General features: G+C 71.0%; 25 protein-coding genes and 1 pseudogene. 9 read left to right on the forward strand and 17 right to left on the reverse strand.

Features of this window, described 5'->3' with window-relative positions; translation table 11 throughout:
• Positions 1-45 precede the first annotated feature (45 nt).
• Entirely contained in the window at positions 46-726 is a 681-nt protein-coding gene (gene phoP / locus G412_RS0125790) for a two-component system response regulator PhoP (protein WP_028814608.1), read from the reverse strand.
• On the reverse strand, positions 723-1,994 hold the full coding sequence (phoR, locus tag G412_RS0125795; RefSeq protein ID WP_028814609.1) for a two-component system sensor histidine kinase PhoR: 1,272 nt from the start codon (positions 1,992-1,994) through the stop codon (positions 723-725). Before phoR ends, phoP begins: the two co-directional genes overlap by 4 nt.
• A 188-nt stretch (positions 1,995-2,182) precedes the next feature.
• On the opposite strand from phoR, the gene phoU reads away from it, so the two are divergent.
• Both phoU and G412_RS40310 read left to right on the forward strand, forming a co-directional pair.
• Positions 2,183-2,875, forward strand: a complete 693-nt coding sequence (phoU, locus tag G412_RS0125800) for a phosphate signaling complex protein PhoU (RefSeq protein WP_028814610.1) — start codon at positions 2,183-2,185, stop codon at positions 2,873-2,875.
• Between the two features lie 131 nt (positions 2,876-3,006).
• Positions 3,007-3,171, forward strand: a complete 165-nt coding sequence (locus G412_RS40310; RefSeq protein WP_167546491.1) for a hypothetical protein — start codon at positions 3,007-3,009, stop codon at positions 3,169-3,171.
• A 130-nt stretch (positions 3,172-3,301) separates the two neighbouring features.
• Here G412_RS40310 and G412_RS37355 read toward each other — a convergent pair whose 3' ends face one another.
• Together G412_RS37355 and G412_RS0125810 are read right to left on the reverse strand one after the other, a co-directional pair.
• Complete coding sequence (locus G412_RS37355; RefSeq protein WP_157839157.1) at positions 3,302-3,598, reverse strand: hypothetical protein; 297 nt, start codon at positions 3,596-3,598, stop codon at positions 3,302-3,304.
• Between the two features lie 130 nt (positions 3,599-3,728).
• On the reverse strand, positions 3,729-4,490 hold the full coding sequence (locus tag G412_RS0125810) for a phosphoglyceromutase (protein ID WP_028814611.1): 762 nt from the start codon (positions 4,488-4,490) through the stop codon (positions 3,729-3,731).
• Positions 4,491-4,644: 154 nt separating this feature from the next.
• Between G412_RS0125810 and G412_RS35975 the strand changes: the two genes are divergently transcribed.
• Positions 4,645-6,024, forward strand: a complete 1,380-nt coding sequence (locus G412_RS35975; RefSeq protein WP_341860600.1) for an MDR family MFS transporter — start codon at positions 4,645-4,647, stop codon at positions 6,022-6,024.
• Here the strand turns inward: G412_RS35975 and G412_RS35980 are convergent.
• Positions 6,014-7,093, reverse strand: a pseudogene (locus tag G412_RS35980) (glycosyl hydrolase family 28-related protein); the annotation flags it as partial. The gene G412_RS35975 and the pseudogene G412_RS35980 sit on opposite strands and share 11 nt — an antisense overlap.
• A 538-nt stretch (positions 7,094-7,631) precedes the next feature.
• Here G412_RS35980 and G412_RS35985 point away from each other — a divergent pair.
• Positions 7,632-8,048: a hypothetical protein gene (locus tag G412_RS35985; RefSeq protein ID WP_037649895.1), complete on the forward strand. Its 417-nt coding sequence runs from the start codon at positions 7,632-7,634 to the stop codon at positions 8,046-8,048.
• Positions 8,049-8,119: 71 nt separating this feature from the next.
• Here the strand turns inward: G412_RS35985 and G412_RS0125835 are convergent, their stop codons facing one another.
• Together G412_RS0125835 and mshA are read right to left on the reverse strand one after the other, a co-directional pair.
• Complete coding sequence (locus G412_RS0125835; RefSeq protein WP_028814613.1) at positions 8,120-8,620, reverse strand: type III secretion system chaperone family protein; 501 nt, start codon at positions 8,618-8,620, stop codon at positions 8,120-8,122.
• Entirely contained in the window at positions 8,613-9,959 is a 1,347-nt protein-coding gene (gene mshA / locus G412_RS0125840) for a D-inositol-3-phosphate glycosyltransferase (protein ID WP_028814614.1), read from the reverse strand. The genes G412_RS0125835 and mshA overlap by 8 nt, the downstream gene beginning before the upstream one ends.
• Before the next feature lie 164 nt (positions 9,960-10,123).
• Between mshA and G412_RS0125845 the strand changes: the two genes are divergently transcribed.
• The 3 genes from G412_RS0125845 (at position 10,124) to G412_RS0125855 (ending at position 13,759) form a co-directional block, all read left to right on the forward strand.
• Positions 10,124-10,930 (forward strand): class I SAM-dependent methyltransferase, encoded by an 807-nt coding sequence (locus G412_RS0125845; RefSeq protein ID WP_028814615.1) that lies wholly within the window; start codon positions 10,124-10,126, stop codon positions 10,928-10,930.
• 194 nt (positions 10,931-11,124) lie between these two features.
• The gene (locus G412_RS0125850) at positions 11,125-12,165 is read left to right on the forward strand and encodes a C40 family peptidase (RefSeq protein WP_028814616.1); all 1,041 of its coding nucleotides are present in this window, start codon (positions 11,125-11,127) and stop codon (positions 12,163-12,165) included.
• Positions 12,166-12,487: 322 nt separating this feature from the next.
• The gene (locus G412_RS0125855) at positions 12,488-13,759 is read left to right on the forward strand and encodes a PP2C family protein-serine/threonine phosphatase (RefSeq protein ID WP_425274514.1); all 1,272 of its coding nucleotides are present in this window, start codon (positions 12,488-12,490) and stop codon (positions 13,757-13,759) included.
• 23 nt (positions 13,760-13,782) lie between these two features.
• On the opposite strand, the gene G412_RS0125860 is transcribed toward G412_RS0125855, so the two are convergent.
• The 4 genes from G412_RS0125860 to G412_RS0125875 form a co-directional block, all read right to left on the reverse strand.
• A complete protein-coding gene (locus G412_RS0125860; protein WP_028814618.1) occupies positions 13,783-14,127 on the reverse strand; it encodes a DUF2516 family protein in 345 nt (114 codons plus the stop codon).
• A gap of 126 nt (positions 14,128-14,253) precedes the next feature.
• Positions 14,254-14,826: a hypothetical protein gene (locus tag G412_RS0125865; RefSeq protein WP_028814619.1), complete on the reverse strand. Its 573-nt coding sequence runs from the start codon at positions 14,824-14,826 to the stop codon at positions 14,254-14,256.
• Between the two features lie 25 nt (positions 14,827-14,851).
• Positions 14,852-15,289 carry a helix-turn-helix domain-containing protein gene (locus tag G412_RS0125870; protein WP_028814620.1) on the reverse strand — a complete coding sequence of 146 codons (438 nt, stop codon included), beginning with the start codon at positions 15,287-15,289 and terminating at the stop codon, positions 14,852-14,854.
• Positions 15,290-15,383: 94 nt separating this feature from the next.
• On the reverse strand, positions 15,384-15,887 hold the full coding sequence (locus G412_RS0125875; protein ID WP_028814621.1) for a DinB family protein: 504 nt from the start codon (positions 15,885-15,887) through the stop codon (positions 15,384-15,386).
• Positions 15,888-16,067: 180 nt separating this feature from the next.
• Here G412_RS0125875 and G412_RS0125880 point away from each other — a divergent pair, with 180 nt between their 5' ends.
• Positions 16,068-16,508, forward strand: a complete 441-nt coding sequence (locus G412_RS0125880) for a nitroreductase family deazaflavin-dependent oxidoreductase (RefSeq protein WP_037649911.1) — start codon at positions 16,068-16,070, stop codon at positions 16,506-16,508.
• A gap of 108 nt (positions 16,509-16,616) precedes the next feature.
• On the opposite strand, the gene G412_RS0125885 is transcribed toward G412_RS0125880, so the two are convergent.
• From G412_RS0125885 to G412_RS0125910, 6 genes are all read right to left on the reverse strand, one after another.
• The gene (locus tag G412_RS0125885; protein WP_028814623.1) at positions 16,617-18,632 is read right to left on the reverse strand and encodes a HelD family protein; all 2,016 of its coding nucleotides are present in this window, start codon (positions 18,630-18,632) and stop codon (positions 16,617-16,619) included.
• A gap of 42 nt (positions 18,633-18,674) precedes the next feature.
• Positions 18,675-19,295 (reverse strand): TetR/AcrR family transcriptional regulator, encoded by a 621-nt coding sequence (locus G412_RS0125890; RefSeq protein WP_028814624.1) that lies wholly within the window; start codon positions 19,293-19,295, stop codon positions 18,675-18,677.
• Positions 19,296-19,336: 41 nt separating this feature from the next.
• Positions 19,337-20,041 (reverse strand): HAD family hydrolase, encoded by a 705-nt coding sequence (locus tag G412_RS0125895; RefSeq protein WP_244283211.1) that lies wholly within the window; start codon positions 20,039-20,041, stop codon positions 19,337-19,339.
• A 91-nt stretch (positions 20,042-20,132) separates the two neighbouring features.
• Positions 20,133-21,377 carry a GNAT family N-acetyltransferase gene (locus tag G412_RS0125900; protein WP_028814626.1) on the reverse strand — a complete coding sequence of 415 codons (1,245 nt, stop codon included), beginning with the start codon at positions 21,375-21,377 and terminating at the stop codon, positions 20,133-20,135.
• 121 nt (positions 21,378-21,498) lie between these two features.
• Entirely contained in the window at positions 21,499-22,479 is a 981-nt protein-coding gene (locus tag G412_RS0125905) for an asparaginase (protein WP_028814627.1), read from the reverse strand.
• Between the two features lie 53 nt (positions 22,480-22,532).
• Positions 22,533-23,135 (reverse strand): RsiG family protein, encoded by a 603-nt coding sequence (locus tag G412_RS0125910; protein WP_028814628.1) that lies wholly within the window; start codon positions 23,133-23,135, stop codon positions 22,533-22,535.
• Positions 23,136-23,251: 116 nt separating this feature from the next.
• On the opposite strand from G412_RS0125910, the gene dtd reads away from it, so the two are divergent.
• Complete coding sequence (gene dtd / locus G412_RS0125915; protein WP_037649914.1) at positions 23,252-23,677, forward strand: D-aminoacyl-tRNA deacylase; 426 nt, start codon at positions 23,252-23,254, stop codon at positions 23,675-23,677.
• Positions 23,678-23,695: the final 18 nt, after the last annotated feature.

Raw genomic sequence — 23,695 nt, forward strand, 5'->3', positions numbered from 1 at the left:
ACCGGCAAGAGCGCCCCCTTCAGCATGCATGATCAGTTTTCGACTTTACGGCTCGAACTTGTAGCCCAGGCCGCGGACCGTCACCAGATATCTGGGCGCACCCGGGTCCGGTTCGATCTTGGCGCGCAGGCGCTTCACGTGGACGTCGAGGGTCTTGGTGTCGCCCACGTAGTCCGCGCCCCAGACGCGGTCGATCAGCTGCATGCGGGTGAGGACCCGGCCCGCGTTGCGCAGCAGCATCTCCAGGAGGTCGAACTCCTTCAGCGGGAGGTCGACCTTGCCGCCGCCTACCGTGACCACGTGGCGGTCGACGTCCATACGGACCGGACCGGCCTCCAGAGCGGCCGGAGTGACCTCCTCCGGCTCGCCGCGGCGGCGCAGGACCGCGCGGATGCGGGCGACCAGCTCCCGCGAGGAGAAGGGCTTGGTGACGTAGTCGTCGGCTCCTATCTCCAGGCCCACGACTTTGTCGATCTCGCTGTCTTTGGCGGTCACCATGATGACCGGGACATTGGAGTGGCTGCGGAGCTGTCGGCAGACCTCGGTGCCGGGCAGGCCGGGGAGCATCAGGTCCAGCAGGACGAGGTCGGCGCCGTTGCGCTCGAACTCGTCGAGCCCGTCGGGGCCGGTGGCCGCGATGGCGACCTCGAAGCCCTCCTTGCGGAGCATGTAGGACAGGGCGTCGCTGAAGGATTCCTCATCCTCGACGACGAGCACTCGGGTCACGGAAGGACCTCCGGGTGGGGAATGGGTTCGCGATCAGTGGTCTCGTACGGCCCGGCAGCAGTATCTGCCGACTCGTCGTCGTCCGGGGCGGCGACCGGGGACCGGTCGCGTGACGCGGCTGCCTCGGGCAGTCGCAGGGTGAAGGTGGAGCCCTGTCCCTCGGAGCTCCACACCGTGACCTCCCCGCCGTGCGAGGCGGCCACGTGCTTGACGATGGCCAGGCCGAGGCCCGTGCCTCCGGTGGCCCGGGAGCGGGCCGGGTCCACGCGGTAGAAGCGCTCGAAGATCCGCTCGCGGTCCTTCTCGGAGATGCCGATTCCCTGGTCGGTGACGGCGATCTCGATCAGGTCCCCGCCGGGCGCGGAGATCCTGCGGCCCGCTATGCCGACGCGGGTACGGGCCGGGCTGTAGTTGACGGCGTTCTCGACGAGGTTGCCGAGGGCGGCGGCGAGCTGGCCGCGGTTGCCCCAGACGTACAGGCCATCGGTGCCGCCGGCGGCCATCGTGATGTTCTTGGTGGACGCGGCGTGGCGGCTGCGGTCCATGGCTTCGGCGACCAGTTCGTCGACGCGGACCGGTTCCGCGTCCTCCAGGGGGTCGTCGTTCTGGACGCGGGAAAGATCAATGAGCTCTTGGACCAGATTGGTGAGGCGGGTCGCCTCGATCTGCATACGGCCCGCGAACCGGGTGACCGCCTCAGGGTCGTCCGAGGCGTCCATGACGGCCTCGGAGAGCAGCGACAGCGCACCCGTAGGAGTCTTCAGCTCATGGCTGACGTTCGCGACGAAGTCGCGCCGTACCGCTTCGATGCGGCGGGCCTCGGTGAGGTCCTCCACCAGGAGCAGTACGAGGCGCGAGCCGAGCGGGGCGACGCGGGCGGAGACCGCGAGAGCCTCGCCACGGCCCGTGCCGCGACGCGGGAGGTCCAGCTCGACCTGGCGTATCTCACCGTCGCGGCGGGTGTCGCGGGCCATGTGGAGCATGGGATCGACGGCCAGCTTCCCGCCCCGGACGAGCCCGAGTGCGTACGCCGCCGAGCTGGCCTTGACGACGCTGTCGCTCTCGTCCAGTACGACGGCGGAGGAGCGGAGCACGGACAGCACGGTGTCGACGCCCGGCGGCAGCACCGCGTTGACGTCGGGCCGCATGGAGGACCGGGTGGGCCTGGCCTGCTCGCGCTCGCTCCAGCGGAACGTCAGCACGGCGATCACACCGGTCAGCAGACCGGCGATCGCTGCTGCTGCGGCGACTGCCGCGTTCACGTCCATGCACCCAGGTTAAGCGGGGGCTGTGACACTCCCCCAGCCAAATGGGTGGCCTCTCGAACACTCGTCGCTCAGAGTTCACCAAGGGGATGGGGTTGGTTCACTTGGGGTGCCGGAATCGGACGCGTAACGGACAGAACGTGGGAGCGTGGGGTTCAGAGGCCTCAGAAAGACAAGAGAGGGACTTTCACATGCGCGACGCGTACCACGAGGAACTTGACTCGATCGGTGAAGCCCTGGTCGAGATGGCCCGGCTCGTCGGCTCCGCCATCGGGCGGGCCACCACGGCCATGCTCGACGCGGACCTCAAGCTCGCCGAGAGCGTGATCGCCGCCGATCAGAAGGTCGACGATCTCCAGCACGACCTGGAAGCCCGCGCCATAGCCCTGCTGGCCCGCCAGCAGCCCGTGGCGACGGACCTGCGGATTGTCGTCACCTCGCTGCGGATGAGCGCCGACCTGGAGCGTTCGGGCGACCTGGCCCAGCACGTGGCGAAGCTCGCCCGGCTGCGCTTCCCGGCCTCGGCCGTACCGCACGACCTGCACGCCACCATGCTGGAGATGGGTCAGCTCGCGCAGCGCCTGATGGCGAAGGCCGCGGAGGTCATCACCACGAAGGACGTCGACCTCGCGCTCCAGCTCGAGCACGACGACGACGAGATGGACCTGCTGCACCGCACGCTGTTCCAGCACCTGATGGACGACCGCTGGAAGCACGGCATCGAGACGGCGGTCGACGTCACGCTGCTCGGCCGCTACTACGAGCGGTTCGCCGACCACGCGGTGTCAGTGGCCAAGCGCGTGGTGTACCTGGTGACGGGTGAGCACGCGGACGAGCTCCAGGCGGCGGCCGCCACGACGCCCCAGCCCGCGCAGGGCGAGTAGACGCGTAGGCGCGCAGGCGCGTAGGCGCGGCACATCGGAGCATTGCGCGTGTGCGCCGTTGATGCGCCCGCTGGAGTGGGCATCCAATGGGCAGCAGGAGTACGCCGCGCGCGCCTTCGAGGAGGATCCCCATGGCCGATTCCCCCACGCCCAACTCCCAGCAGGAACCGCCGGTTGAAGCGGTCCACCACCGTCCCGCGTCGCTGCCCGTCCTCGGCGCGTGCGGCTGCGGGTCGAGCTGCGGCTGCGGCTGCCAGTCGGGCGCGCCGTGCCAGTGCGGTGGCTGCTGCGGCTAGCGGGGCTGCCGGTGCGTATGGAAAGGGCCCCGTCCGGTGCGGACGGGTCCCTTTCCATACGGGCTGACCTGTCACATTGGGTACGGCTTGACCTGTTTACGTTCGGTACGTTCCGTACGGGCTGACCCGCTTACGCCGCGTCCCCGTCGTCGTACCGGTCATCGTCGTCGTCCTCGAGCCCGAAGTTCTCCGGCACCTCCAGCATCGCCTCCCGGAACTCCGGGCGCGTCTCCTCCATGGCCGCTTCCCGGAAGAGCGCCGCGAGCCGGTGACGGTCGTCGGCGGAGAGCCTGCCGAGGTTGTCGGCGACGTCTTCGAACCAGGTCGTGGCCAGGTCCGGATCGACGTCGTCCTCGTCCGTCAGGTCGATGGCGGTGACCAACTGCGCCATGGTGGCGGCCAATGTGGTCAGCAGGGTGTCGCTCATATCGTGCGCTCGCCTCTTCGCGTACATGCGTACCGCGTACATCGCGGACCGTCGGGAACCTTCACGTCACGCAGCAACACCGAGCCCCCTGCCGCGGAAAATCCGCGCCAGGGGGCTCGATCCGTGCGTGTTACTTCTTCTTGCCCTGGTTCTTCACGGCCTCGATGGCGGCCTTCGCGGCCTCCGGGTCGAGGTACTTGCCGCCCTTGGTGACGGGGCGGAAGTCGGCGTCGAGCTCGTAGTAGAGCGGGATGCCCGTGGGGATGTTGAGGCCGGTGATCTCCTCGTCGGAGATGCCGTCGAGGTGCTTCACCAGGCCGCGCAGCGAGTTGCCGTGGGCGGCGACCAGGACGGTGTGGCCCGCGAGCAGGTCCGGGACGATGCCGTCGTACCAGTACGGCAGCATGCGCTCGACGACGTCCTTGAGGCACTCCGTGCGCGGGCGCAGCTCGCTGGGGATCGTCGCGTAACGCGGGTCGTCGGACTGGGAGTACGTCGTGCCGTCTTCGAGGACCGGCGGCGGGGTGTCGTACGAGCGGCGCCAGAGCATGAACTGCTCCTCGCCGAACTCGGCGAGCGTCTGCGCCTTGTCCTTGCCCTGGAGGGCGCCGTAGTGGCGCTCGTTCAGGCGCCAGGAGCGGTGCACGGGGATCCAGTGGCGGTCCGCCGCCTCCAGCGCGAGCTGGGCGGTGCGGATGGCGCGCTTCTGCAGCGAGGTGTGCAGTACGTCGGGCAGCAGGCCGGCTTCGACGAGCAGCTCACCGCCGCGTACCGCCTCCTTCTCGCCCTTCTCGGTGAGGTTGACGTCCACCCATCCGGTGAACAGGTTCTTCGCGTTCCATTCGCTCTCGCCGTGGCGGAGGAGGATCAGCTTGTACGGTGCGTCGGCCATGCGTACGAGACTAATGGACGCCTCGGACGGTTGACGGCTCGCGTCAATTGAGTGGCCGGGGGAGCGTCGCCCTTGTAATTTGCGGATACCGCTTCAGCCGCTTACAGGCGTCCACCGCCGCCACCGAAGGTCCCTGGGGGGATGACGTATGTCCATGGCCACGATCGGACGTGCCGCGAAGGAAACGGTCTCGGGGCTGCCCGACGGTTTCTGGTGGCTGTGGACCTCGACACTGGTGAACCGCACCGGTGCCTTCGTCCTGACCTTCCTGTCGCTGTATCTGACGCAGGAGCTGGGCTACTCGGCCTGGTACGCGGGACTCGTCATAGCGCTGCACGGGCTCGGCGGGATAGCCGGTTCGCCGCTCGGCGGGATGCTCACCGACCGATGGGGGCGGCGGCCCACGATGATCGCCGGGCACCTCGGTACGGCGGCGGGCGCGGCCGCGCTCGCCGTGGTGACCAGCGCGGTCGGCGTCGCCGTGGTGGTGCTGCTGATGGGCGTCGCCATGCAGGCGGTACGCCCGGCCATCGGCGCGACCATCGCCGACCTGGTGCCGGAGCACGAGCGCAGGCGCGCGTACGCCCTGAATTACTGGGCGCTCAACCTCGGCTTCGCGATCGCCGCGCTCGGCGGTGGCGCGGCGATCGTCTTCGGCTACCGGACGCTGTTCCTGGTGGACGCGGCGGCGACCGTGCTGTGCGCGGTGATCGTCTTCCTGCGGCTGCCGGAGACCCGGCCCGCCGTCCCGGCGGCGGTGAAGGGGGAAGAAGCGGCCGGCGGGACGAACGGGACGAAGGTGAGTCTGGTCGAGGTGCTGCGGGACGGGCCGTTCCGGACGCTGGTGCTGCTCAACCTGCTGGTGTGCCTCATCTTTACCGCGCCGTGGGTGGGGCTGCCGCTGACGATGGCCGGCGAGGGTCTTGAGCCGAGTGCGTACGGCATGGTCATCGCGGTCAACGGTGTGGTGATAGTCGGCTTCCAGTTGCTCGTCAACAAGATCACCGACCGGCGTTCACCGGCCGCGCTGCTCACCGTCTCCTCGCTGCTGTTCGCCGCCGGGACCGGGGCGACCGCGCTGGCCGGGACGCCGCTGCTGTTCGCGGTGACCGTGGTGGTGTGGACGCTCGGCGAGATGGTGCACGTGCCGACGAACGCCGCCGCCACCGCGCGGCTGGCCCCGGAGCACGCGCGGGGGCGGTACCAGGGCGTGATGGGCATGTCCTGGGCCCTGGCCGGCTTCCTGGCGCCGATCCTGGCGGGCTGGATCGTGGACGGGCCCGGGCCCGACGTGCTGTGGATCGGGTGCGGGGTCATCGGCGTGGTCGCCGCGGCGGGGTACGCGACGCTGCTGCGGCGGGTGCTCGCTGGGGCGGAGGAGGAAGCGGAGGCGGAGGCTGCTGCGGTGGCGGCGGCCGGTGCTGGTGCGGTGGCGGGTGCAGGTGCCGGTGCTGGTGCGGTGGCCGGTGCGGGTGCGGTGGCGGTCGTCCCCGTTCCGGCTCCTGATGCGGACGGGGAGAAGGTCAGCGGGTGAGGGCGCGCTGGGCCTCGTAGAGGTTGGGCGGGTGTACGGAAGTGGGGCATCCGTACGCCTCCAGGCGGCTGTGCAGAGGCCCGGTGAAATCGGGGACGTCGGTCTGGTCGAACTCCCTCACCTCGCTGATGCCGACGGTCGCGCTGTACGGGGCGATGGTGTCGATCCTGACCAGGCCGGCGCGGGCGTTGGTGACGGTCACGTTCCAGTGGGTGAACCGGGCGCCGTAGAGCGGACCGGCGGAGGCGTCGCCGCCGTGGCGGCCGTTGTTGTTCACCGTGATCTCCGTGCGGACGTTGGCGAACGGCATGCCGCGGTGGGTGTCGAAGGTGCCCATGTGCATGACGCCGCGTGACCAGACGTTGTAGCTGGACAGGCCTTCTACGTTGATGCCGTGGAGCTGGGTGCCCGTGGGGGGTGGGGTGGTGCGCTGCGCGATGGTGAAGTCCTCGACGAGGTCGTCGTGGGAGCCTTCGCGGCAGAAGTACGGGTGGTGTGAGCCGCGGCCTTCGACGCGCGTGCGGCGGAGCGTGCAGGCGGAGGCGGCGACCAGGCCGAAGCCGTTGTCGACGTGGCGGACGGTGACGTCCTCGGCCCAGCAGTCGTACGCGCACTGGAAAGTGACGCCGTTGTAGCCCTTGTCGAGGAGGTGCGGGGCCTGCGGCGTCTCGACCGCTTCCAGGGTGAGGCCTTCCACGCCGGAGCCGGTGAGGGGGGTGGTGAGGGTGGTGAGTCTCGGGTCCCACTCGGGGCGGATGTCGAGCGGCAGGGGGCGTTCGAGGGTGAGTGTGGTGCCGGTGACGCGGGTGATGCGTACGGGCCATTCGTACGGGACGTAGCTCGTCAGCTTGGTCTTGTCGTCCCAGCTGCCGGCGCCGCGCAGGACGACGTTGCTGTGGCCGATGCGGATGACGTCGTCGATGCGGTACGTGCCGGGCGGGACGAGGACGGTGCCGCCGCCGCGGGCGCCGGCGGCGGCCAGGGCGCGGTTGATCGCGGGGGCGGCGTCGGCGGAGTTGTCGGGCTTGGCGCCGTGGTGAGGACGTTGGCCACTACGGGGTGGTGGGGGGCGGGGAGCTTCGGCGGGCGGTGCCGTGCGCTGGGGTGGGGGTGGTTGCCGCTGCTAGGGCTATCGCGGTGATCAGGCCGAGTCTGGTGATGGTTTGTTGACCTTGACCTTGACCCATACTTCGCCTCCAAGTATGTGAACGGTGTTCATATGTGCGTCGGCGGCGAGCATGCCACGGGGTGGGGGCGGGCGGAAGGGGGTTGGAGCTTCGGGGGCGGTGCCGCGCCGGGGCGTCTCCTCGGGCGTCGAACGTTCGGGTAGGTGCTGGTTCGTTCGCGGTGGTTGCGTTCAACGCCCTGCGGGGAGCGCCCCGACACGTCCCCTCCCCGGCGGCCAGGCAGGCGAGGCGGGGTCGGGCGCGGTCGCGTGCCGTCGGTGGGCGGGCCTGGGGTCACCAGTTGGTGCGACCGATCGGATGCAGGGGTCTCCCCCGTCCGGATGACCTCATGGCGTGTGCCGCTGACGAGTGCCCGCGGGGTGAGGTGGAGTCAGACCCCGTCAGGCCCCACCCGTCACGTACGTAACAGGAGAGCGAAACATGCTTCGTCGCGTCGCTATCACCCTCGTCGGCATCACCGCCGCCGGCTTCATGGCAGCCGGCCCCGCTGCCGCCGCCACCATGGACGACGGCAGGCCCTACAAGTCCAACCGCTACGACGCCAAGAAGGCCCACGGGGAGGTCGACGCCCTCAACATCGGCGGCCGCAAGGGCATCACCAAGGCCCACGGCTCCTTCTCCTCGCGCGAGAAGCACCACGGCGAGCACGTCGAGAAGGGCCACAAGGGCTCCAAGGGGTACAAGAGCTACAGCCACCACGAGGGGGGAGAGTACGGGGAGTTCGGCTTCGTCAACATCGGCGGCCGCAACGGCATCACCAAGCTCCACGCCGCCCACGCCTCGGGCGAGGAGCACCACGAGGGCCACGCCCACAAGGGCCACCGCGACAAGGACTGACGAAAGCCGGCGAGCTGTCGCCGCATTCGAACGGCCCCGCCTCCAACGTGGAGGCGGGGCCGTTCGGCAGGTCAGTCGGGCCGTTGGGTCAGGTGCGTGAACGCTTCCAGGTTTCTCGTCGACTCGCCGCGCGACACCCGCCACGCGTACTCCTTGCGGATCGCGCTCGCGAAGCCCAGTTCCAGCAGCGTGTTGAAGCTGCCGTCCGCCGCCTCCAGAACGCTCCCCAGCAAGCGGTCCACGTCGCCGGGAGTGACCGCTGACAGCGGCAGCTTGCCGGTCAGGTAGATGTCGCCGAGGCTGTCGATCGCGTAACTCAGCCCGTACAGGCGCAGATTGCGCTCCAGCAGCCAGCGGTGCACCGCCGCGTCGTTCTCGTCCGGGTGGCGGATCACGAAGGCGTTGATGGAGAGGGAGTGGCGACCGACGATCAAGGAGCACGTCGTGGAGAGCTTGCGGGTGCCGGGGAGTTTCACCACGTACGAGCCGGGCTCAGGACTCTCCCACTCCAGCTCCGCGTCCTTCAGCGTCTGCTCTAGCGTCTCGATGCCCTGCTGCTGCGCGTCAGCCATGGTGCGAGCGTACGCGACGGCGGTGTTCGTGCATCGCGGCCGTGTACACGTCGGCCGTGGCGGACGCGGCGGTGTCCCAGCCGAAGGACTGGGCGTGGCGGGCGGCCGCCGCGCCCATCCGGTCCGCCAGGCCCGGTTCGTCGATGAAGCGCCGCAGCGCGCGGGCGTATCCGGCCGGGTCGTGGCCCTCGACGAGGATGCCGGTCTGCCCGTCCCGTACGGCTACCGGAAGGCCGCCGACCGCCGCCGCGACGACGGGCGTGCCGGACGCCTGGGCCTCTATCGCGACCAGGCCGAACGATTCGCTGTAGGAGGGCATGACCAGCGCGGAGGCCGCCCGGAACCAGTCCGCCAGACGGTCCTGGCCGACGGGCGGGCGGAAGCGTACGACGTCGGCGATGCCCAGGCGGGCCGCCAGCTTCTGCAGGCCCTCCGGCTTGGCGAGGCCGCTGCCGCTCGGTCCGCCGACGACCGGTACGACGATTTTCGAGCGCAGCGACGGGTCGTTGTCGAGGAGCACGGCTACCGCTCGCAGGAGTATGTCCGGGGCCTTGAGCGGCTGGATGCGGCCCGCGAAGAGCGGGATGAACGCGTCCTGGGGGAGGTCCAGGCGGTGGCGGGCCGCTGCCCGGCCGTCGGCAGGGCGGAAGCGGTCCAGGTTCACGCCGGGGTGTACGACGGCGATCTTGCCGGGGTCGGCCTCGTAGAAGCGGGCCAGTTCGTCCGCCTCCTCCGCCGTGTTGGCGATGAGGCGGTCCGCCGCCCGTACGATCTGCGTCTCGCCGATGACGCGCGCGGCCGGCTCGGGGGTGTCGCCCGCCGCCAGCGCGGCGTTCTTGACCTTCGCCATGGTGTGCATGGCGTGGACGAGGGGCGCGCCCCAGCGTTCGGCGGCGAGCCAGCCGACGTGTCCGGAGAGCCAGTAGTGGGAGTGGACGAGGTCGTAGTAGCCGGGTCGCTGGCCGGCCCAGGCCTGCATCACGCCGTGCGTGAAGGCGCAGAGCTGGGCGGGCAGCTCCTCCTTGGCCAGGCCCTCGTACGGACCCGCGTCGACGTGGCGGACCAGCACGCCGGGCGACAGCTCGACGCTGGGCGGCAGGCCGCCCGTGGTCGCGCGGGTGAAGATCTCGACCTCTATGTTGATGGCGGCTAGGCGCTTGGCGAGCTCGACGATGTAGACGTTCATGCCGCCCGCGTCGCCCGTCCCCGGCTGGTGCAGCGGGGAGGTGTGGACGCTGAGCATGGCGATCCGGCGCGGCTTGCGGTGGTGGCCGCCGGGCAGCCGGAGGCGGGGCGGCGTCGCCAGTGTGCCGGCGAGTCGGGAGACGTACTGGCTCACGTCGACGGATCCTCCTCGCTCGGGACATGGCAGGGCGAGGGCGCGCGGTCCGCCCTCCGTTGAGCCCAAACAGCGGAATGACCCCCTCCAATTTCCGCTTTGCCAAATCATTACTTCGGCTGCCTCAACCTTTACCGGGCCGCGCGGGCGTTTACCCTCGCTTCATGGCCTCCCGCACCTCCCCCGCGCGCCCGGTCGGCGCCGTCACCCGCGGGACGACCAACCCCAACCGCCTGCGCCGCATGGACCGCTGGATCGCCGCCGCGCACGGCCCTGAGCTGCGACGCAGCAGCGATCCTGTCGCGGTCGACCTCGGGTACGGGGCCGCGCCCTGGACCGCCGTCGAGCTGCTCGGCCGGCTGCGTACCGCCGCACCCGCCACCGAGGTCGTGGGCATCGAGATCGAACCGGCCCGCGTCGCCGCCGCGAAGCCGTACGAGCGGCTGGGCCTCGCCTTCCGGCACGGCGGCTTCGAGGTGCCCCTGCCCGACGGCCGCCGCCCCGCCCTGATCCGGGCGGCGAACGTGCTGCGCCAGTACGACGAAGGGGAGGTCGCCGCCGTCTGGGCGCGGCTGTGCGGACGGCTGGCGCCCGGCGGGCTGCTGGTCGAGGGGACGTGCGACGAGATCGGGCGGCGGCACGTGTGGGTCGCGCTGGGGGCGGAGGGGCCGCGGACGGTTACGTTCGCGACGCGGCTGGGGTCGCTGGAGCGGCCTTCCGACCTCGCGGAGCGGCTGCCGAAGGCGCTGATCCACCGCAATGTGCCGGGCGAGCCGGTGCACGCCTTCCTGCGGGACTTCGACCGGGCGTGGGCGGCGGCCGCTCCGTACGCCTCGCTCGGCGCCCGGCAGCGCTGGATCAAGGCCGTGCGCGATCTGTCGGCGGACTGGCCGCTGGCGGACGGGGAGCGGCGGTGGCGGCAGGGCGAAGTCACGGTGAACTGGGCCGCTCTCCAGCCGCGCACCGGCTGAAACGGTTTTGGACCTACTCGGAAGAGTGGTGGACAGGGGGAACGCGGCGGGCCGGCTGTTCGTCAGAAACCTGTGAGTGGGGGCTCTGTCGTTTTCACGGACGACATGGCAGCATCACGGCATCGCACCTAAGTTACTGACGGTAAATCACATGCGGGGCCATGTGATGAGGGATCCGGGATCCGGGGGAGCTTGTGAACCGACGTCGCAGCGCCGCGACCGCGATCGCGCTGGTCTGCGCCCTGACCGTGCTGGCCGCACCTGGACAGGCGTACGCGGACCCCAAGCCGCCGAGGAGTGAGCAGATCCTCCAGGCGGTACGCGGCGAGATAGACGCCCTTTACCGCAAGGCCGCGGCGGCCACGGACGCGTACAACCTCGCCGAGGAGCGCGCCGACAAGCAGTCGTCCGAGATCGTGAAGCTGGCCAGGGAGATCGTCGAGGGCCAGAAGAGGATCGACCGGCTGAAGAAGCAGGTGGGGGCGGAGGCCCGCGCCCAGTACCGCACCGGCGGGCTGCCGCCCGAGGCGCAGATGATGCTCAGCGGCGACCCGCAGCATTTCCTGGACGGGGCGGGCCGCATCCGTGAGGGCCAGCAGGCGGCCGCGGGGCTTCTCGGCGAACTGTCGCGGACCCAGGCCGACTTGGAGGCGTACACCAAGGACGCGACCGCCCAGTGGCAGAGGCTGGAGTCCAGCCGTAAGAAGAAGGAAGCGGCGAAGAAGGAGATCAAGAAGCAGATCGCCGCCGCCGAGAAGCTGGAGTCGACGCTGGAGAAGGAGGAGCGGGCGCGGCTCCTCACGATGGAGCAGGAGGCGCAGTTCAGAGCCCAGACCGCCTGGCTCGACTCCGGCGTGCTCCGGGGCGCCGCCGGCAAGGCGACGAAGGGCGGCGCGGCGGCTGTCGCCTACGCGACGGCGCAGATCGGCAAGCCGTACGTCTGGGGGGCCGAGGGTCCGGGCTCCTTCGACTGCTCGGGGCTGACGTCGCAGGCGTGGCTCGCGGGCGGACGCGCCATACCGCGCACGTCGCAGGAGCAGTGGAAGCGGCTGCCCCGCGTCGACGTGCGGGACATGCGGCCCGGCGACCTGATCGTCTACTTCGACGACGCCAGCCACATCGGGATGTACGTGGGCGACGGCGCGATGGTGCACGCGCCCCGCCCCGGCCGGAACGTGACGATCGCCGGGGCCGGTTCGATGCCGATTCTGGGAGTCGTACGTCCGGACAAGTGAAGCCGGGCGCGCGGGGGTCGCGAGGGGCCGTACGGGTGGCCGGGGGCGTGATGTTCGTCATGGCGCGGGAAGCCGCCGATGCCGCCGGATGCGTTGCGGGAGGCGGCATACGGCCGCGGCCGGCTTTCCGCACGGCATTCCGCCGGAGTGCCCGGTAACGCTATGGTCCCCGTTTGGCGGAACGTCGATCGTCGTGCCGCCGCACCCTCGGGGGGAGGGAAGGAAACCGAAACCGATGCCCGTACCCGTACCGCGGCAGCGTGAGAGTCCGGCCGTGGAACACGGTCAGGCCGTCCTGCCGAAACAGCAGGCCGGGAGCAGCATGGAGAGCGCGTCAGCCCCGGCCGTCGCGGGTCCCGCCGCCCCGGCCGCCCCCGTCGTGTCCGCGAACAGCACCGACCTCACCCTGCTGGTGATCGAGAACGATCCGGCGGGGACGTTCACCGTGCCCTCGCTGCTCGACGCCGCCGGCACCCGTGTCCGTATCCGCACCGCCCGGAACCTCACCGAGGCCGAACGGCTGCTCACGGACGACGTGCACTGCATCCTGCTCGACCTGGCCCTGCCCGCCCCCACCTCCGGACCCTCCGCGGAGACCGGCGACGACGGCGAGAACGGGGACCGGCTGGCCACGCTGCGGCACGTGCTGCGCCTCGCGCCCCGGCACGCCGTGCTGGCTCTGACCTCCGAGACGGACGCCGAGCGGGCCGCCGAGGCGGTGCGCGTCGGCGCGCAGGACTACCTCTTCCGCGACGAGCTCGACGGGCGCCAGCTCAGCCGGGCCATCCGGTACGCCGTGGAGCGCAAGCGCGCCGACACCGCGCAGCACAAGCTGGCCGAGTCGCGGCTGCGCGCCCAGGAGAACGCCCGCCTGGAGCGCGGCCTGCTGCCCACCCCGCTGCTGGAGGGCTCGAACCTGCGCTTCGCCTCCCGCTACCGGCCCGGACGCTCCCGCGCGCTGCTCGGCGGCGACTTCTACGACACGGTCCGCACCTCCGACGGCACGGTCCACGCGATGATCGGCGACGTCTGCGGCCACGGCCCGGACGAGGCCGCCCTCGGTGTGGAACTGCGCATCGCGTGGCGCGCCCTGACCTTCGCGGGACTGTGCGGCGACGAGCTGCTGTCCACGCTCCAGCAGGTCCTGGAACACGAGCGGGAGAGCGAGGAGATCTTCGCGACGCTCTGCACGGTCGACATCGCGCCGGACGGACGGCGGGCCGGACTGTGCCTGGCCGGCCACCCGTCACCGCTGATAGCGCGCCAGGGCAGGGCCGCGCAGCTTCTCCCGTACGAGGACGGGGGCCCCGCGCTCGGCCTGCTGCCCCGCGCCCGCTGGTCGCGCCGGCAGGTCGAGCTGGGCGGTTCGTGGAGCCTGATGATGTACACGGACGGCCTGATCGAGGGCCGGGTCGGCCCGCCCGGCTCGAAGCAGCGGCTCGGCCAGGACGGGATGGTCGAGATGATCAACCGCCAGCTGGCGGCCGGACTCAGCGGCGAGGCCCTGCTGGAGGCCGCGGTCACCGAGGCACGGGACCTCAACGGCGGTGAACTGACCGACGACGTGGCGCTGGTGCTCCTGGACCGGGGCTGAGGCAGCCGCCCGCCCGCTGCGGTCTAGCGTCCGCCGTTGTACGGCCCGTACGGACCGTCGCTGCTGCTGCCGCCGCCCCTGCGCCCGCCACCGCCGCCACCCGAGACCTGCTTGATCGCGGGCCGTACGTCGACCATGAAGACGATGGTCGCGATCAGACCGGCGATCTGCAGGAACAGCATCGGGACGAAGAGGTTCACGGCGACCGTGACGCCCAGCAGGACCAGCCAGAAGACCTTGGTCTGCTTGTCGGTGGCGCGGTACGCGTCCTCGCGGGCCGTCGCGGCGAAGAACAGCGCGACCACGGCGAGGAGGAGCATGGCGAGGTTGAGCAACGACAACAAAGTGCCGAATCCCTGGAGCAACATGCTGTACACCGCCTAGAGAGTGGATGAGCGCCTCGCGGCCAAGGTACCCGGACAACGAGCCGGACACCCATAAAGGTGCCCGGCTCGCGCCCGTACAGCCCTGATCGCCTGCTCGCCTTGTTTGTCCTACTTCTCGGAGGCCGGGGTGGCCTTCTTCGCCGTCGGCGCCTTGCGTGCGGCAGGGGTCTTCTTCGCCGGAGCGGCCTTGGCCTCGGCGGCCTTCGGCTCGTCCGCCCTGGGCTCCGGGTCGGGCTCGACGGCGACGGCGATCTCGTTGATCTCCTCAGCCGCCTCGCCCCGCCAGGCCTTCACGCTCTGCTCACCGTGCTCGGCGACCTTCTCGTACGCCTCACGCGCCTTGACCGCGTACTCGGCGGCCACGCCCACGCTCCGCAGCGCCAGGTCCTGGGCCTGCTCGCCCAGCTTCTTCACATCGGTGTCGAGCGTGCCGAGCACCTCGGTGACCTTCGCCTGAACGGTGGCCTGGGCCTCCTTGGCGCGGCTGGTCACCTTCTCCTGGACGGCCTTGGGGTCGGTGTTGCGCACGGCGTCGATACGCGCCGGGGCCTCGGCACGCAGCTGCTCGATCAGCGCCGGCACCTTCTTCGCCTGCTGTACGGCGAGGTCCGCGGTGCCGGCCGCGAAGTAGAGGGGGGTCGGGTCGGTGAGGGTCTTACGCAGGTCATCGGTGATGGCCATGACTGTGGTCCTCCCGGAGCTCAGTTCACTGTGAGGGTGGTGTGCCGGCATCACTGCCGTCGTCGGCCGTGCGGGGGCGGCCGGCCGGGGCGTCCGACGGGACGTCCGTGGGGACATCCGTCGCGTTCTCTTTGCGGAACGACTCGTAGATCTGGAGCAGCACCTGCTTCTGCCGCTCGTTTATCGACGGGTCGGCGAGGATGACGGCACGCGTCTCCAGCTCCTCGCGCTCCCGCTCGTCGAGGATCCCGGCCTGCACGTACAGCGTCTCGGCGGAGATCCGCAGCGCCTTCGCGAGCTGCTGCAGGATCTCCGCACTCGGCTTGCGCAGGCCGCGCTCGATCTGGCTGAGATACGGATTGGACACCCCGGCGGCGTCGGCGAGCTGCCGCAACGACAGCTGCGCGGTGCGCCGCTGCTCGCGCAGGTACTCGCCGAGATTGCCGACGTTGAGTGATGCCATGTCCCGATAGTGCGCCATCATCGCTAACTTTTGCAAGCGCCTGCTTGCAAAAGTGTTCACGTGTCGCCCTCGGGCCTCAGTTGTACGGCGGCCCCTAGGAGCCGGTACGGCCGTCCGCCAGCTCGCGCAGGATGTCGAGGTGGCCGTTGTGGCGGGCGGTCTCCTCGATCAGGTGCAGCAGGATCCAGCGCAGATTGACGCGGCTCCCGTTGTCCCTGGCGCGCCGCGCCTCGGTGTCCAGGTCGTGGTCGGCGACCAGCTTCCGGTAGCGGGCGCACTGGGCGTCGTACGCCGAGAGCAGGTCCGCGAGCGGGACGTCGAGGGCGATGCGCATCTCGCGGTCCGGGTCCTCCTCCGTCCACGGCCCCTCGTCCTCCTCGCCGAGGAACACCACCTGGAACCAGTAGTACTCGACCCAGTGGAGGTGGCTGATGAGCCCGCACAGCGTCATCAGCGGCGATCCGGGCAGCGGGGCCTTGCGGGCGTCCTCCTGCGACACGTCGTCGCACTTGGCGCGCGCGGTGTCGCGGACGTAGTCGAGGAAGGTCGCAAGCGAGGCGCGCTCGTCGGGCGTGGGAGGGATATCGGTTCGTGTCATCGGGGTGAATGTTCTTTGCCCGTACGACCGTTGTCGAGCGATTTTGCGCCACCGGAGGCGACAGGGGTGACCCTGGATGGTGTCCGGCACTACGACGCGACAGCGATACGGCGAGAAGGAGCGGCACAGGTGACCACACACGTGGCAGACGAGAACAGCACCGGCGACGGCAGCGGTGCGGTGAGTGCGGTGAGTGCGGTGAAGCTCAGCCCCAGCGGCTGGGTGGCCGAGCAGGCCGAGCTGTACGAGGAGTCCGGCGGCACCAAGGGCACCACCATGCAGGGCGCGCCCTGCCTGCTGCTGGATTACGTGGGACGGCGCACCGGCACCGTCCGGCGCACCGTGCTGATCTACGGGCGCGACGGCGACGACTACCTGGTCGTGGCGTCGAAGGGCGGCTCGGACGAGCACCCCCTGTGGTACCTGAACATCCAGGACAACCCGGACGTACAACTGCGCGTCGGTACCGAGCGGTTCCCGGCCCGCGCCGAGACCCTCTCCGCCGAGGAGAAGGCCCGTGTGTGGCCGCACCTGGTGGACGTCTTCGCACCGTACGAGAGCTACCAGAAGAAGACCACCCGTGACATTCCGGTAGTACGGCTGCGGCGTACGGACCGCTGAGGGGAACCGCTGAGGGGCACGGCTCAGGCGGAAGCCGCCCGGAGCTTCGGGGCGCCGGGCGGCTCCCCCATGGGAGGGCTCGTGCGTCCACCCGGCGCTACGAGCCGCTCAGGGCCGCATGTGCGGCGGAAGCGGACGGCAGTGCAGCACGTCCAGGCGGCTGACCGCCCGCGTCAGCACCACGTAGAGGCGGTGCAGGCCCCGGTCCTCGGCGCCGGCGATCTCGGCCGGTTCGACGGCGACGACGTGGTCGAATTCGAGGCCCTTGGCCAGCGTGGCGGGCAGTACGGACACCCGGCGCTCCTCTCCCGCCGCCGCCTCGCCGAGCCCCGCCGCGTCCAGCGCCTCCCGCAGCTCCCGCACCCGGCCCGCGTCCGCGACGACGCCCACCGATCCTTCCCGGCTCAGGGCCGCCCGTACCGCGTCGACGGTCGCGGCCACCACATCCCGCACCTCACGCACCGCCAGCTCCCCGTCGGACCGCAGCGACCGGCCCGGCGGTACGTCGACGTCCAGCGCCCCGAGCAGCCGGTTCGCCAGCTCCACGATCGCGGCGGGGACACGGAAACCGGTGGTCAGCGGCACGACGGCGGCCGTCTCCTTGCCGAGGTGGGCGAGGAGCTCGGGCCAGGTGCGGGCGGCCCACGGCGTCGTACCCTGCGCGAGATCGCCCAGCACCGTCACCGAACCGAAGCCGACGCGGCGCGCGATCGCCCGGCACTGCATCGGCGAGAGGTCCTGTGCCTCGTCGATGACGACGTGGCCATAGCTTTCGGGCCGCTCGATCAGCCCGGCGACCTCGTCGATCAGCACCAGGTCCGCGGCCGACCACTTGGCGCTCCGCCAGGACCGCGGCGGCTTCCCCCAGCGGATGGCCTGCCGCTCGTCAGGAGTGAGGAGGGGGTCGGCCGGGTCGGTGAGCACCGCGGCCACGATCTCCTCCGGGTGGATTTTCGGCCATACCGAGTCGACGAACGCCCCGATCGCCCGGCACCGCCCCATCCGCCGCAGCCACTCGTTGCCGGTCGGCCCGGCGCGGCGTTCGGCCTGGAGCTGGAGCGCGCGCACGGCGCGGGTGCGGACGCGCTCGCGGCCGACGGCGTACGGGGGCGCCTCCGCCCGTACCTCCTCGACGATCCGCTCCAGCTCGCCGAGCGGAATCCGCCAGCGGTACGAGCCGTCGGGCACGGCGACGGCCTCGGCGGGCGCCGACACCCGCCCGTACAGCGCGCGTTGGAGCACCTGGCCCATCCGGACGTCGTGCTTGACGGCGGCGGCAGCGGGGCTGTCCTCGGCGCGCACGGGATGGCGCGCGATCTCGTCCTCGACCGTCGACTGTCTGATGCCGCCCTCGCCGAGCGCCGGCAGCACCTCGCGGATGTACGACAGAAACGTCCGGTTGGGCCCGAGGATCAGGAGGCCGCCGCGCCTGAGGCGCTGCGGATACGTATAGAGGAGGTACGCCGCGCGGTGCAGGCCGACAGCGGTCTTGCCGGTGCCCGGAGCGCCCTGTACGCAGAGGGATTCGGTGAGCCCGGCGCGTACGAGATCGTCCTGCTCCGGCTGGATGGTGGCGGCGATGTCGCGCATCGGACCGACGCGTGGCCGCTCGATCTCACCGGCGAGGATGCCGCCTTTCGGTACGCCACCCCCCGGTACGCCGCCGCTCTGCTCCCCCGCCGCGAGCCGCTCGTCCTCCAGCCCGGTCAGATCCTCCGAGGCCCCCTTGCTCCACGGCGCCCAGCCGAACCGCCGGCGCACCCGTACGCCCTGCGGGTCGCGCGCGCTCGCCTGGTAGAAGGCGCGGGAGACGGGGGCGCGCCAGTCGATGACCAGCGGCGGATCGGCGGGGTGCTCGGCGATGCGGCGGCGCCCGATGTGGTGACTGCGGCCGTCGGCCAGATCCAGCCGCCCGAAGAAGAGCGGGCTTTCGGGTTCCTCCCGCAACTCCTTGGCGTACGAGCGCAGATGGAAGCCGAGGGCTTCGGCGTCGGCGCCGGAGGCGGACACGTCCTCACCGGTGACGACCTGTTCACCGGCGCCCTCGGTCATCCGGGTCAGGGCTGCGCGGCAGAGGTCGTGGAAGGTCCGTTCCTGGCTGAGGGCATGGTCGAGTGACGTCATCCACCCAAGATAACGTAACCTAGTAACGAATTTAACCTAGCATTAGAATTTGGACCCGAGTCCGGCCCTCAGCTGCCCGAAGGCGAGAGCAGCCGCCGCCACGGCCCCCGGAAGCACGTCCTCCGCGCGCTCCCCCGCCTCGATCCGGCGCCAGTTCTCCTCCGCGAGGATCCGCTGTACGGCCACGATCTGCCCGGCCGCGAGCCGTGCGGCGACGAGGTCGTCCGGTCCGTCGAGGGCGGCGGCGAGCGCCTGCTCGGAACGCCGCACGTACGCATGGAGCCGAGCCACCAGGCTCGGCGTCCCGTACAGCAGCCGGTGGAAGGCCAGCACGTCGGCGTCGTCGCTGAGCCCGGTCACGGGCTCGCGCCGGCCGAGGCCCGCCAGGAAGTGCCGGTGCAGGGCGTCCAGCGGCGAGAGCCCCTCCGCCCGCCCGGCGGTCACCACACGGGCCGCCTCGTCCTCATGGTCGGCGAACCGGTGCAGGGCGAGGTCTTCCTTCGCGGGGAAGTAGCGGAAGAGCGTCGGCTTGGAGATCTCGGCCGCGGCCGCCACCTCGGCGACGGAGACCTTGTCGAAGCCCTTCTCCAGGAACAGGGCGATCGCGGCATCGGAGATCACCCGGTACGTCCGCTGCTTCTTCCGCTCGCGCAAACCACTCATGAGGACGAAGCGTACGCGCTTGACCTCAACAGAACTTGAGGTCACGGACTCGCCATCGCCCGTACCGTCGCGAGCACCGGCTCCAGGGTGTCCACGACCACCTCCGCCCCCGCCCCGCGCAGCCGCCGCGCCCGCGTCTCGTCGCGCGCGTAGCCGAGGAACCGTACGCCCGCCTCCTGCGCCGCGAAGAGGTCCGACGGTGTGTCGCCGATCATCAGCGTCGCGTCCGGGCAGGCGCCCAAGCCGGTCAGGGCGCGCTTGACGCAGTCGGGGTCCGGCTTGAGCCGGCTCAGGTCGGTCGTACGGCCGTAGAAGTGCGGCGCGAAGCAGCCGGCGAGGCCACGGCCGGTCAGGTACTGCTCCGCGACCAGCGGGGAGTTGTTCGTCGTGATCGCGAGGCGCCCGCCGACCGCGCTCCAGGTGCGTACCAGCGGGTCGGCGTAAGGGGTGGGCCGGGCGGTGGCGGCGGCGCGGAGTTCCTCGCGGGTGAGCTCTTCCTCCAGGGCCTGGACCAAGTCGCCGCCGGGGCGGATCCGGGCCACGGCCCGCAGGACGGCGAGCGGGTCGTCCGAAGCCAAGCCCTCCTGGGCCGACGGCACATGGTGGCCGCGTTTCTCCAGCCAGTCGGCCAGGCCGGCCGCCACGTCGTGCGCCCGGCGGCCCGCGAAGAGCCGGCACATGGGGCCGTCGAAGTCGAAGAGCACGCATTGCGCACCCTTGATCAGATTCCGCAGTTGCTGGATCACCGGTGCCACCTGTCCGCCTTGAGCCACATCAGGAGTCGCTTGAAAGTGTCGGGGCAGACGTGACGGTGTTCCAGAGGGCGTCGAACCAGGCTCAGAAGATGTCCGGGCACCACGGTCGCCTGGGGGTACGGAACAGGGCGTCGGCAACGGCGGCGGCGCCCGCCGACTCCTCCGTGACCCGGCCGAGCGCGACCAGCCGCACCGCGGACTCCTCACCCAGGTACAGCGACCCCAACTCCCGTACGTCCAGCGTCAGATCGGGCGACTCGGCGGAAGGCGCACACACCGCCCCGTCCGCCGAGGCGTCCAGCCGGAACCGCCCGCCGGCCAGCCCCGCCGCATCGTGCACCTGAAGTACGAGCGAGCCGGGCACCGCGTACGTGCGGGCCTCCAGGGCCCGTACGACGTCCAGCAGCCGCACCCACAGCAAATCCGCCTGGGTGACGATCCTGGCGGCGCGGGGATCCGGGAGCAGGAGGGGAAGCAGATCGTCACTGGCGCGGTATCCGGACCGTACCGTCGTGATCCAGTCGACCGCGCAGACGAAGTGCCACAGCGCGCGCTCCGCCGCCGGCGACACCGCGATCATGTCGCGTACGGTCGCCGTGTTCAGCGGCTGCTTGGCGTCGCCCCACTTCTCGTCGGCCTGGTAGACCAGCAGCCCCTCCACCTCGCCCTGCGCCGACCGGTACACGGCGTAGAACGGCTCGGTCCAGGGCTGGAACGACATGACGACCTGTCCGGTGCCGAGCTGCCACCAGCGCTCGTCCCGGTCGACGGCGCCGTGCTGCGTCGCGCGGAAGCGCTCGTGCAGTTCAGGCCCGAGCTTCCGTACGTCGGCCCCGTCGACCAGATCGATCCGGCCCCCGTCGCCGGGCCCCGCCCAGCGCGCGTCCAGCCCGGCCCTGGGTACGTCGACCTCCCACTCGGTGATCGACGCGGCGGGCCCGAACCCGTGCCGCCCGTAGATCCGGTACTCGGCGGCGATCAGCGTCGACAGCACATCCCCGCGCTCCTTCGCCGCCGCGAGGTCCGCGTCCATCATCCGGCTGAGCAGCCCCCGGCGGCGGTGCGTCGGCGACACGGTCACGTTCGACACAGCGCTCGCCGGGACCTTCCCCCCGCCCGGCACCGTGAGCTCCTGGGCGAAGGAGCGGTACGTCGCGACACAGCGCCCGTCGTCGAACGCGCCCCGGATACGCGGCAGGCCCATGTGCGGCAGGCGCTCCGCCGCTTCGTCCTCCCGGACGACGGGCGGCCGGAGGAAACCGGTGGCGAGTGCGCGCAGCCAGTCGGTGAATTCTGACTCGGTGATCGTGCGGACGTCGACACTCATGCGCCCACGCTAAGCACACCGGACACGCCCTGTCGCGTGCTTTTCCGCCCGCCCGGCCGGCCGCCCGCCGACCAGCCCTCGCTGCCCGCCGACCAGCCGCCCCGCGCCCGGACTCCGGCCCTCAGAACGCCGCCCGTATCTCCCCCACCTCGGCGGCTCCGCCCATCAGCGGCGCCCGTCCGATCCGCTCCACCACCGGCCCGTCCACGCCGAGCCGCCGCAGCGCCCGCGCCAGCACCGGCCCCAGGGCGCGCGTCGCTCCGTCGTCGACCTTGAACGCCAGGGCGCGGCCGTCCGGCAGGGCCACCGCCTGGACCGCCTCGGCGCCCATCTTGGACAGCGTGCCCGGCACCTCGCGCATCAGCCAGGTGTCGGGGCGGCGCGTACCGGCGACGTACTCCGGGTGCGCGCGCATCGCGTCCGCGACGCGGCGCTCGGCCGTACCCGGCTCGGCCAGCACGAAGCCGCGGAACGCCGTCGCGAGACCGACCAGGCTGATCCCCATCAGAGGCGCGCCGCACCCGTCCGTACCCACCGCCGCGACCCGCTCGCCGCTCGCCTCCTCGACCACGCGCAGCACGAGCTGCTGCAACGGATGCGCGGGATCCAGATAAGAGGCCGTGTCCCACCCGTTCAGCCCGCACACCGCCAGCATCGCCGCGTGCTTGCCCGAGCAGTTCATCGTGAGCCGCTCCCGCACACCGCCCGCCGCCAGGTACGACTCGGCCTCCACCGGGTCCAGCGGCAGATCGGGCGGAGTCTGGAGGTCCGCCTCCGTGAGTCCGGCGTCCGCCAGCATCTTCCGTACGAGATCGAGCTGGAAGCGCTCCCCCGAGTGACTCGCGGCCGCCAGCGCCAGCCGCTCCCCCGAAAGGTCGAGCCCGGCCCGCAGGATCGCCGCCGCCTGCATCGGCTTGTTGCTGGAGCGGGGGAAGACCGGGGCGTACGGATCCCCGACCGCCAGGTCCACACTGCCGTCCGCCGCCAGCACGACCAGCGAACCCCGGTGCCGGCCCTCGACGAAACCGGAACGGACGACTTCCGCGAGGACCGGGGATATGACCGGGGGCGTGGCGGCAGCGGCGGCGGTGCTGGAGGACATCTCGACCTTCCGGGAACGGGAACAGACCAGGCTCCCGCAAGGCCGGCGTGGCCTCAGGTCAGCAGGTCGTCTACTTGTGCTTCCCCATCACGGTACCTGCGGGCAATCTCCGCACTGCAATCGTCCGCCGTCCGCTGAAGCTGCTGCCGGCGCCGCGAGACCTGCTGCTCGTACCGGACCAGCCGCCCCATGGCCGCGTGCAGTTCCTCGTCCGTACGGGCAGCCAGGTCCGACAGCTCCACGTCCGCCAGCATCTCGGCGGCCAGCAGCCGGAACTCCTCGCTGTGCGGGGTGGACATCGTCACGTGTCGGGCGGACGAGCGGTGCTGGGAAGGGGCGTCCGCGAGGATCTCCGACAGCCGCTCGACGACAGGGGACTCCGGCCCCGTACGCCGCGCCAGCTCGGCCCGCAGAATGTCGATCCGCCCGTGCAGCAGACGCCGCACATAGCTGAGGTCCGCCTCGTCCCGCTGCGAGTCCCGGCGCAGGCCGCGCAGTTCGGGCAGCCGCAGCCCGCCGAGATCGTTGCGCGTCTCACGATCCGCGCTCTCGCCGGTCCGCTGCGCCGGTGGCCGGGCGGCGGGAGCGGATGTCGTCAGCTGGATCATTTGCATAGGTACGGGGCCGGGCGGCTGCCCGGCGCCAGGTGTGCTCATGGATTGTTCCGTCCCCTCGACCGGTGCGGCGCGCACCGCCTTTGTGCATCGTGCCACTCTTGACGGCGGCTACGCAGGTGCTCTACGCCCGTTCAGCCCCCGATACATTGCTGCGTATGCGTGCAGTGGTGCAGAGAGTGGACGGCGCGAGCGTCGTCGTGGCCGGACAGACGGTCGGCGAAATCGTTGGCGAAGGGCTGTGTGTGCTGGTGGGAGTAACCCACGAGGACACAACGGACAAGGCCGCACAGCTCGCCAGGAAGCTGTGGTCGGTCCGGATCCTCGCGGGCGAGAAGTCCTGCTCGGATGTGAATGCGCCGCTTCTGGTCATTTCACAGTTCACCCTCTACGGGGACGCCCGCAAGGGCCGCCGCCCCACCTGGAACGCCGCGGCCCCCGGCGAGATCGCCGAACCGCTGGTGGACGAGGTCGTCGCGCAGCTGCGCGCGCTGGGCGCGCACGTGGAGACGGGCCGCTTCGGAGCCCAGATGCGGGTCTCCCTCACGAACGACGGCCCGTTCACAGTCCTGATCGAAGTCTGAGCAGCGCGGAGCGCGGAC

Source organism: Streptomyces flavidovirens DSM 40150 (assembly GCF_000429085.1).
In the GTDB taxonomy this organism is placed as follows: Bacteria; Actinomycetota; Actinomycetes; order Streptomycetales; family Streptomycetaceae; genus Streptomyces; species Streptomyces flavidovirens.